Here is a 9,274-nt window from a genome sequence, read left to right on the forward strand (position 1 = left end):
GAACCTGCGACCCCTTCCTTACCATGATTATAGTAGGAACTATCAGAGAAAGTCATTGATTATCAAAACCTTGATATGACTGTATTTATTATCTTTTTGATTTTCAACGTTAGTCATTAAAAATCAATAAAAATACCTTTTAGTCACTCGTTGGTCACTTAATGGTCACTCGCATGTGATTGAGTTTCTACCTATTATATAAGATTATAAAATCTTCACCCATCCAAAAGTTATAAACAAAAATATGCAGCCGGTTGCGATATTCATGAATATTTCATCCGGCCTTCTTTTTTCCTCAAAAATAAATTCTTCGTTATCGCGTTCATAAGTGTGTTCGCTAATTTGTTTAAGCCTGACTTCCTCCAACAACAATTCTAATTCCCCCGGTTCCAGTTCTATTTTGGTAAACCTCCCCCTCTCGTCGTGATAACGGCCGTGAATATCCCTCTTTATTTTCATGACGTCCATCCTCCCTGCTGTTATTTTTAACGCTGACTTCCTTACCTGACGTCCCTCCCTCAAGCCTTGATTTTCCTTGTCTTTCCATCCATAGCCATCCATCGTTAACCATCCAGCGCGCGGAAGGGAGGGAGAAATCTTTTTTTAAATGTTGAGATAAAAATTCCTGCCCCTCTTTCGTGTGCGGCAATAAAAATAATGCAAGTCGAATAATTTGATTACGATCCAAATTTGTTGCGTGAAAGACGTCGTTCACATACTTTTTATAGACGTCATCATAGCGGACTGTTGGACGGTACATGTAAACACTCCTTTCGAATTGACGTCACATGACGCCTTTAATAAAGCGTATTAATCAAGGCTTGTCCGTTATGTTACTTTTTTGCATGTATGAAAAATTTTGCTCCTGGCGATACTGTTTCTAAAAAATAGGAGTGGAGCAAATGTTTTCGTTTTTTGGGTTAGGAAAGTCACGAACTAAGTTTGGGAGCTGGATTGATAAGAAAGAAATTACACAATTAGAGATTGAAAAGTTGTCAGGATTGAGCAGGAGGACGATTTCTAGACTTTGCAATGACAAGGAATATAGGCCAAAGTTTTCTACTGTGACGAAGATAAAAAAGGCATTAGACAAGCTTGGTGAATCTGTACCGGATGATTATTTCCACATGTAGCGCTTAGGGCGCTATTTTTTGTTTGTCTTATTTTGTCGAAAAGAAAATTAAAAAAGATTTATAAAATGTATTGACATGTCAATACATAACATTTATACTAAGAGTAACAAATCAAAGGAGGAATAAAAAAATGAGAAACGTAATGAAAAGAGCTTGGGAAATGGCGAAAGAAGGCGCTAAAAAATTCGGTGGAAAAGCAATTGAATACATCGCTGAATCCCTCAAGCTCGCTTGGAAGGAGGTGAAAAATGCTGTGAACGAACTTCCTAAACTAATAGGTAGCGAAAAGCAAATCAAGTGGGCTGAAGACATTCGCGAAAAGTTCATCAAAAACGTTGAAAAAATGAAAGGTTTGCTTGAAAGAGACCCTGGCTTCTTCGGATTCTTCGACGTAACAAAAGAAGAATACTTCAACTACATCAACGAATTGATGAAAGAAGAAAGCGCATCAAAATGGATTGATATTCGTTTCCTTGACAGCATTGAGTACGCTGAACAAATGAAAATGAAAGAAGAATAAAAAAACAGGGGGAAAAGAAAATGTTTAAAAAAGATTTTACTGTATTTGAAGAAGGAATCAAAGAGTTGGCAGATGCGAGCTTTTCGGTACATGACGCGCTTATTTTTAACAGTGTAGTATCAAAAGTAGATGAAAATGACGAATTTAAACGATCTTTTCCCGTCTTGCCTACGGACGAAAAAGATGTAGTCGCCTCGCTGGCAACTAATGCCATCCTCGACCGCCCAACAGGAAATGGTGTTAATTGGGCACGTGTAAAATTTGAAGTAGACGCATATGGCGTCTCGTACACAACGACAGGAGGACTTACATTCGGATGGGAATACCATGTAGACCCATTCATGAACGATCGTCATGACCCGTTCTATAGTTTTTTCATTGAACATCCAGCCGGTGTCGCTCCTGCGGATAGGACACTTAGAAAAACATTTGAAAAATTAGGCTGGAAAGAATTTGTTAAGGAGGATGTACTATGAAAATCAAAGTATTCAAAAACGTCGGAGGCAGTCTAGTAGAACGAGGAAACCGTTTCGTTGCAATAACAGGCGTTGATGCTGAACAAGAGCGGGACGGTTGGACGCTTGGAATGTTCGCCGGAATTGACGGAAACCATAGCGAAATGGCTTGGCATGACATGGCAGCCGGCGAATTTTACGATTACGAGCCGGTTAAATCTGAAGACGCTGAAATCGTCATTGAAAATATTGGCGGTACTGATTACATTCTAGAAATGGCAAAGGCTCGCCAGTAACAGCGAGCCTGTAAGATAGAGCGTTATCCTGGGTACTTCTATTGTTTCAAGTCCTCATAGGTAAGGTATGGATAACGCTCGGTACCCTATACATTTTTATTGTTTCAAGTCCTCATAGGTAAGATGTGGGTACCCAACTTGATCAAGTAAATTAAATATAAAATAGAAGTGGTTGCTTGTCAATCGGTATAATTGCGAAGGAGGGAGTGGATTCAATGAAAAAAGTCAATATAAACATACGTATAGAGGAAGAACTACGCGATAAGTTTAAAAAGATTGCAGAAGAAAACGCTCAAACACCTTCCCTTTTAATTAGAAATTGGATCGAAAAATATATAAAAGAAAATCAAAAATAATTTAAAATATGTATTGACATGTCATTACATAAATGGTATTATAAAGATAACAACAAGGGATGGCATATAATTAAAATCCTAAGGAGCCGATGAAAATGAGAATCGGAAACTACAAATTAGAAAGCAACGTTAGATTACCTCTACATATCATTGAATACTTGCAAAAACGCTACGAAGCATTAGAGAGCTACTTGGAAAACAAGTACGGTGATCGATTTGATATCGACTTGGATTTCAGCAGACAATCTGAATCGGCATACTTAACAATTAGCGAAAAATGGGAGCCAGGCAAAGGTTTTTGTAGTAGCGTTGAAATTAGCTTTAGAAACCATGACAACTTTGCAGGAAGCAACTACGATGAAGCAATCTTCCTAAGCCACTACGAAACGTGGACTGAATGCAAGAAATATTTCTTGAACGAACGCTTACCTCAAATTTTAAGTAAGCTGCAAGGTGATAAAGCATGCTAGACAAGAATACTTGGATAATATTGAGGGAACAACCGAATCCAAGGAAGGAAAATAAAAATGATTAAAATAAAAGACGGCTTCAAACCAGTTCGGCGATTTAAAAAGGTTGGTTGTATTGAAATCAATAGCGGTATTTTGGAATTTGGTACATACGATAAACGTTTCAATGGATTCATGCAAGCACCAGTCACACCCGGAACATGGATTGTTTACGCCGAAACTCAAGAAGGTAAGATGGCGAGCATTTTAATTACTCATAACGATATAAATTTAGATGAAGTGGATCTTTTTGAATTTGAAGAAAACAATAGAGTGAATGTCGGGGGAATTGATGAGCGTGAAGGGTTTAATGTTGAACTGACAAAGCAAATTAAAAAAGTGAAGGAAAAGAAAACAACTCTATTTACAGTTAAGGATTCAGGCAGCAAGAATTCTTTTAAACTAGTAACGCCAACCGGGCTGTTTCCGGTACATGTACGTTGGATTGAAACCAGGGACGAAGTTGATGTTTTGTTCATCGATTTTTACGGATATTATTGACCGAAAAACTCGTCTGAAAGGAGGAAAAAATGGATAAAGTAATGCTCGAAAACATCATTACTGAAGCTATCTATCTGCTCGAAAAAGGTAAAGTTGAGGAAGCGACGCGACTACTTAAAGAAACTAACGATTCGATAAATGCATCCTATGAACTTCGATATAAAAGGAGTAAAGCCCGCTAACCGCGGGCCATTTTTATTCTTAGAAATTGCCTTTATTTAAACGGCGCTGCAACTCTTTTACCATCGTTGAAGACGGCCTACTAATAACGCCATCAACAGGAGTACCGAGATATTTTTGAAGTTTTCGAATCGTTTCAGGGCCGAGTTTTCCGTCTGCTTTAGCGCCGACTTTTCTTTGCAGGGCCCGAATCATAGGGCTGCCTTGGCTTCCCCATGTAATACCGCCATAAAGTGCATTTGTAACATCATTGCGCGGCTGGTTGCTTATGATGCCATCAACAGTTGTCCCTAGTGCTTTTTGCAATGCTCTAGTGGTATCGCTACCCCATTTACCATCAACGGTTAAGGAAGCGCTTTCGGGCTTGCTAGGCTTGGGTGACGCAGGCTTGTTAGGTTGGCTAGGCGACTTTACTGCAGGAGAAGAATTTTCGGATTTCTTTTTCAATCCAAGATGTTTTGCCACTGCATCAGCAATCATTTTTCCAGCATTGCACAAGATAGACTTATCCCGTAACCTTTCAATATCGATGGTTGAATCCATAAAACCACCTTCAATCAGAATTGCAGGCATTTTTGTTTCTCTTGTAATATGAAGATTATTGGTTTTCAATCCCCTGTCTTTTAACCCATAGGCTTTAACAACCGAAGGATGTACTGCTTGAGCTAGTGCTTTTCCTTTTGTCGAGCCAGCATGATAAAATGTTTCTACACCTGTATGATTGCCCCATTTACTTTGATAGGCATTATGGTGGAAGGAAATGTAGATATCTGCTCCCGCTCTGTTTGCTTTATTTGTTCTTTCAGCTAGAGGAACGTCTCTTTCACCTGTTCTATCATCAGTTCGGTGTAAAGATACACCTTCATAAAGTTTCATTTGCTTTTCAAATGCTAAAGCTACTTCATTATTAAAAAACCATTCACGTTCTTCAAATTTTCCAGATGGTGAACGTTTACCCGGTGTATGTTTTCCATGTCCGGCACAAAAATATATTGTCTTCATACTTACCCTCTCCTTTACAAAATAAAAAAGAGCAACGCTTTTTGCGTCACTCATTATTTTTCAATTCTTCATCAATGTTTTGGCCCGTTAATTCTTCTTGCACCTCTTCAACAAAACTCTTATCTTTGTTTTCAATGACTTTGAGTTTTTCAGCTAAATCTGTCGGGACTAAAACACCGAGTTCGGCCATGTTTTCAAGGATAGACAAGCCCTCATTTGCAATATAAAAAAGAACGGTTGCGTATGTGATCGCCCCGTTCATCCCGAGTATTTGGTCTATGACATTTGCTAGAATAATCACGACTAAAATCAAAAGTTTCCTAGCATATCCAAAAAGACTTTTTCTTGACCACAGATTGTTGTTTTTAAGCGCCTTTGCAACACCTGTAACTATGTCTAACCCCATTAACAACAACAGCAAATGCAAAAATTTCACGTCACCAAAAAGATAAAATCGGACAACCTCTAAATGTTCCAAATTAACACCGCCCATTTTTCAATCTCCTCCGTCATTTTTTAAATGTCCCCCTTCTCTATTTCTGCAAAATAAAAAAGCCTTATTCGGCTCCTGTTAGTTTAGTCATAACGTGTTCACGTATTAAGTCGTTAATTGTGCCATCGATGCCCGCCTGGAAATACTCTAGAGCAGGAACCATCGGGATATACCCGTTAATCGTCAATTCCCCTGTGCTATCCCCACCGGTAAAATAAACCCGGCGGAAGTGCTGCCCGTCCTGCTCTACGGCGTTTGAACTGGTTTCCCTAAACTCGTATCTCATTCCTTATCACCTTCCTTTTTAAGCGATTCATTTTCTTCTCTAAGCAGCCGATTTTCCTCTACCAAAATAGCAATCTTACGTTTGGCATTCGCCATGTCCTGCGCCCACTCTGCTGATAGATTATCAATTATGTTATTTACATCTTGGTTCATTAATGCGCTCCTTTAACAATTTTATTTCATTTTTCAAATGCTGATTTTCGATTTTTAACCAATTAATTTTGTCCTCAAGCTTCGTATCAAGTTCTTGAATCGCTTTTGTATTATACGATGATAATTTATACAGATTAATTGCCTTTCCGTCACGTCCGGTAACAGCTACACTATCTTCCGCAATCAGCCCAACTTGAGGAACATAAAGGCCATTTTGAATATCGTCTTTCAACTCGTAAGCAACTACGGTTAAGTCTTTCACAGTAGAAAGGCCAATATTATCCAAAGGTACAATGTTCGTCTTTAACTCTCTGCTTGATTGTGCGTCAAACTCACGCGCCTGGATGCCGCGCCATTGGTCCGTCGTTCCGTTGTTCGTTACACGTACCCATCCATTGTTAACCGTTCTTAAATACAGATGATTTGCTGATGTTAACCCGTTCACATCGATGGCATTAGCGAAAATGTTATTCATCCGTACGTCTGCGTAGCTTGTAGTACTTCCCGCTGACGTGGCCCTAATTTCGCCACCTGAACGTGGCCGTAAATAAAGATGTGAAGATGTACCTTGCAAGCTGTTGTTTTCAACTACATTCGCAAAAAGTTTATCCACGCGAGCATCTTGATAGTCTGTTGTGGTATCATTACGCGTCACCCTCATTTCTGAGCCCGAAAGCGGCCTGACATAAATATGGGTGCCTGCTGTGCCGCCTGCGTTGACGTTTATAAAGTTGGCATATACGCCCGATGCTCGGAGGGGCAAATAAGAGTAACTACCAACAAACCCGTCACCAGGTATGCCGTTATAATCGACAACGCGGGCCTCATATCCTGAGCGGGCGCCAAGATAAACGTTAGCTTCATTGGTGCCGAGTGCAGACGATGTGACGAGCGTCCTGTCTAAACGAAATATCCTAGAGCCGGAACTGCTGTAACCACTGATTCCATTCGGTGTAAGGTATAATTCCTCACCCGTGTTTTGTGTAAATACTGCATTGCCGCCGCGGATTTCCATATAAGACCAGCCGTCAGAGGACCGGAATTTTGCCCCGTAAATATCAATACCCCGGATGGCTCCGGCGTTAATTTTGTCCGCGCTTAAATCGTGTATTTTCGCGTTTGTTATGGCCCCGTCTTGAATTTGGAACGTGTCAACAGCACCCTGTCCGATTTTTAAATTCGTGATTGCGGCGTTCGCAATAGCAGCAGTGCCGATAACACCCGTTGCGATATAACTCGTCCCATCCACACTGATTAAATCGCCGCTGATGCGTGTGCCGGAAGCGTCTTTAACAGCGTTGCTGAACTTTTCGAATGTTATTGTCCTGTCAGCCAGGATATCTGCTACCTTAGACAACTCGCGCAACTCTGCTGCAATATCCGGGCCAAAGAGGATATCATCCGATATAATTCGGACGGTGCTGGCCGTGACTTCTTGGCTAAAGTCACCAGGTGTGCCTCGAGTATTAACCGCCCTTATCCGATAATACCAACGCTGGTCGGTGTCAACCTCGTGGTTAAATGCTGACATTTTTCCTTTAGCAAGTAAATTAGCGGGGGAAGGGATAAAACCTTGTATCTGACTTCCGTATACTTCGTAGTGCGAAATATAGACTTTGCTAGCATAGTCCCAGTAAAGCTGAATCGATTTAAACCCGCCTACAACCTCAACATTTACAATTCTGCCGGGTTTCAAATCCGGAAAACTATCATCATCCACTGGCTTTTCCCAGTCCGGGCGATTCTTTTCGATTTCTTCAATCAGGTCATCAAGACGGTCGTCAGACAGATTCAGGAATTCGCCCATTTCAACGACTGTGGTTCCGTCAATGTCGAGCAAATCATATTCAATGGCGATGATTCTAGTTTGGACTTCAATCGGTCTAGCAAATTCCCTGTCAATAGCGACAGCACCGTCACCGAGTTCCGTTTTTTTGTCGAGCAAATCCACACTCAATCGGTAGTTTACTTGTAACTTCTTAGCCTTCTGTAAAGCTTCCCACGTTGCCTGCAGCAGTTCTTCAGGTGTCTCATAGTCTTGGTTGGAAAACTCGCCATAACGATGCAGCAGCTGGCCTTTATGCTTGCGGCCATACATTAACAAAGCATCCGGATCGCCTACCCATTTTTGCCCTTTCGGTTTATCGACTGGATCGCCTTTCGCTGTGGACCATTCCACATCCGCAAAGTCGATATACCGTGAATGGCCGCCCGTCGCTTCGCCGGTTTCTTCGTCATACAGTTCCAACGATGCGCCCCAACCATATAAGGCGGTTTTAGGATAGCTTAGAATTGTACGCTCGATTTCCTCGATGTTATGGTCGATTTCAAAACGCAAACCTCTGTTTGCTCCTAAACGTTGTTTGATTAGGATTTTACGTTTATTGATGCGCCCGTTTTCCAGTTCAACTTCATCCGTAACATCGCCGCCCCACGTGTCGATGATTTTCCAAATACAGTCTACACTAGATAAGCGGTAAAAGTTTGTACTGGCTAAACCGAGGGACGCTTCCGCAGTGCCTTCATAGCGAGTGCCGGCTAAGGCATCATCTAAAGCAAGCTGTGCTTCCTTATCTTGATACCGCTTGTCTAACACGTAATTCTCGCTCAATTCATCAATCCAGGCAGGAAGGCAGGTAGCTTGTGTTTCAGGGCCATTAATGCCATCCAAGTCGTCGATTTCCTTAATGACAAATTCTCTGAAGCGCTCTTCCCTGTCACGAAAAACGACGCGGTTTTCTTCTTTAATAAACTGCGCCCTTTCTTCGTTGGCTTCCACAGTGAATATAAAAGGCTCGCTAGGCACCTGGTTTAACTCGTCTCTAAACGGTGCGCTAACAAGCCCTGTGGATGCTGATATGATAGTAAGCAGCTCGTCATCCTGTGAAAAGATATACAGTTCTGCGTCTTTTCTATGGTCAATTTTTTCACTGACTCCGGAAAAATGTGACGTGCTGATTGTTTCGGAATTAAACGAGCCAAACACTCGCTGAAAGCCGTACACACTGGACGTTGTGGATGTGCTAGAAGTAAAGCTGCCGAATACGTTTATAAAAGGAATTAGGCTGGAATCGGTTAGTGTTTCAGATTGGAACTGCGTAAAAACATATACTTGATATTTAATACTCGATGCGGAAACAGAGACAGAACGGAAACTGTTCGGGTCAACGATTTCAGCTGAAAACGATGATTCCGAATAAGTAACGGATATAAACGACGCTTGGACCTCATTCGTTCCGTCAGCATTAAAAAGGCCTTCGTTAAATTTTTTACTATTAAACAAAGACTAACCTCCTTTCTAGGAGAATAGAAAAAGAGCCCTGGAGGACTCTTAGTTAACTTTTTTAAATTAATCGCTATAGATTGTAAAGTAAACATGGATCACAGCACT

General features: G+C 41.0%; 14 protein-coding genes. 8 read left to right on the plus strand and 6 right to left on the minus strand.

Translation table 11 applies throughout. The annotated features are described in order from the left end of the window. Positions 1-346 precede the first annotated feature (346 nt). Positions 347-760 carry a hypothetical protein gene (locus tag DCC39_RS18025; protein ID WP_116556274.1) on the minus strand — a complete coding sequence of 138 codons (414 nt, stop codon included), beginning with the start codon at positions 758-760 and terminating at the stop codon, positions 347-349. Positions 761-902: 142 nt separating this feature from the next. Here DCC39_RS18025 and DCC39_RS18030 point away from each other — a divergent pair, with 142 nt between their 5' ends. The 8 genes from DCC39_RS18030 (at position 903) to DCC39_RS19225 (ending at position 3,952) form a co-directional block, all read left to right on the plus strand. Then, positions 903-1,133: a helix-turn-helix domain-containing protein gene (locus tag DCC39_RS18030; RefSeq protein WP_116556275.1), complete on the plus strand. Its 231-nt coding sequence runs from the start codon at positions 903-905 to the stop codon at positions 1,131-1,133. Between the two features lie 130 nt (positions 1,134-1,263). After that, on the plus strand, positions 1,264-1,653 hold the full coding sequence (locus DCC39_RS18035) for a hypothetical protein (protein WP_116556276.1): 390 nt from the start codon (positions 1,264-1,266) through the stop codon (positions 1,651-1,653). 20 nt (positions 1,654-1,673) lie between these two features. Continuing rightward, complete coding sequence (locus DCC39_RS18040) at positions 1,674-2,129, plus strand: hypothetical protein (protein ID WP_116556277.1); 456 nt, start codon at positions 1,674-1,676, stop codon at positions 2,127-2,129. Further along, complete coding sequence (locus tag DCC39_RS18045; protein ID WP_116556278.1) at positions 2,126-2,404, plus strand: hypothetical protein; 279 nt, start codon at positions 2,126-2,128, stop codon at positions 2,402-2,404. The genes DCC39_RS18040 and DCC39_RS18045 overlap by 4 nt, the downstream gene beginning before the upstream one ends. Positions 2,405-2,619: 215 nt before the next feature. Further along, positions 2,620-2,760, plus strand: a complete 141-nt coding sequence (locus DCC39_RS19220; RefSeq protein WP_165820931.1) for a hypothetical protein — start codon at positions 2,620-2,622, stop codon at positions 2,758-2,760. 95 nt (positions 2,761-2,855) lie between these two features. Next, entirely contained in the window at positions 2,856-3,230 is a 375-nt protein-coding gene (locus DCC39_RS18050; protein ID WP_116556279.1) for a hypothetical protein, read from the plus strand. Between the two features lie 57 nt (positions 3,231-3,287). Next, positions 3,288-3,770, plus strand: a complete 483-nt coding sequence (locus DCC39_RS18055; protein ID WP_116556280.1) for a hypothetical protein — start codon at positions 3,288-3,290, stop codon at positions 3,768-3,770. Positions 3,771-3,799: 29 nt separating this feature from the next. Then, complete coding sequence (locus DCC39_RS19225; protein ID WP_165820932.1) at positions 3,800-3,952, plus strand: hypothetical protein; 153 nt, start codon at positions 3,800-3,802, stop codon at positions 3,950-3,952. Between the two features lie 19 nt (positions 3,953-3,971). Here DCC39_RS19225 and DCC39_RS18060 read toward each other — a convergent pair whose 3' ends face one another. The 5 genes from DCC39_RS18060 to DCC39_RS18075 form a co-directional block, all read right to left on the minus strand. Further along, positions 3,972-4,952 carry an N-acetylmuramoyl-L-alanine amidase gene (locus tag DCC39_RS18060; protein WP_165820933.1) on the minus strand — a complete coding sequence of 327 codons (981 nt, stop codon included), beginning with the start codon at positions 4,950-4,952 and terminating at the stop codon, positions 3,972-3,974. A gap of 46 nt (positions 4,953-4,998) precedes the next feature. Continuing rightward, the gene (locus DCC39_RS18065) at positions 4,999-5,445 is read right to left on the minus strand and encodes a phage holin family protein (RefSeq protein ID WP_116556282.1); all 447 of its coding nucleotides are present in this window, start codon (positions 5,443-5,445) and stop codon (positions 4,999-5,001) included. 64 nt (positions 5,446-5,509) lie between these two features. Beyond that, the gene (locus DCC39_RS18070) at positions 5,510-5,731 is read right to left on the minus strand and encodes a hypothetical protein (RefSeq protein WP_116556283.1); all 222 of its coding nucleotides are present in this window, start codon (positions 5,729-5,731) and stop codon (positions 5,510-5,512) included. Further along, entirely contained in the window at positions 5,728-5,883 is a 156-nt protein-coding gene (locus DCC39_RS19230; protein WP_165820934.1) for a hypothetical protein, read from the minus strand. Before DCC39_RS19230 ends, DCC39_RS18070 begins: the two co-directional genes overlap by 4 nt. After that, the gene (locus DCC39_RS18075) at positions 5,864-9,166 is read right to left on the minus strand and encodes a phage tail spike protein (protein ID WP_116556284.1); all 3,303 of its coding nucleotides are present in this window, start codon (positions 9,164-9,166) and stop codon (positions 5,864-5,866) included. Before DCC39_RS18075 ends, DCC39_RS19230 begins: the two co-directional genes overlap by 20 nt. Positions 9,167-9,274 lie beyond the last annotated feature (108 nt).

It is taken from the genome of Pueribacillus theae (assembly GCF_003097615.1).
In the GTDB taxonomy this organism is placed as follows: Bacteria; Bacillota; Bacilli; order Bacillales; family UBA6769; genus Pueribacillus; species Pueribacillus theae.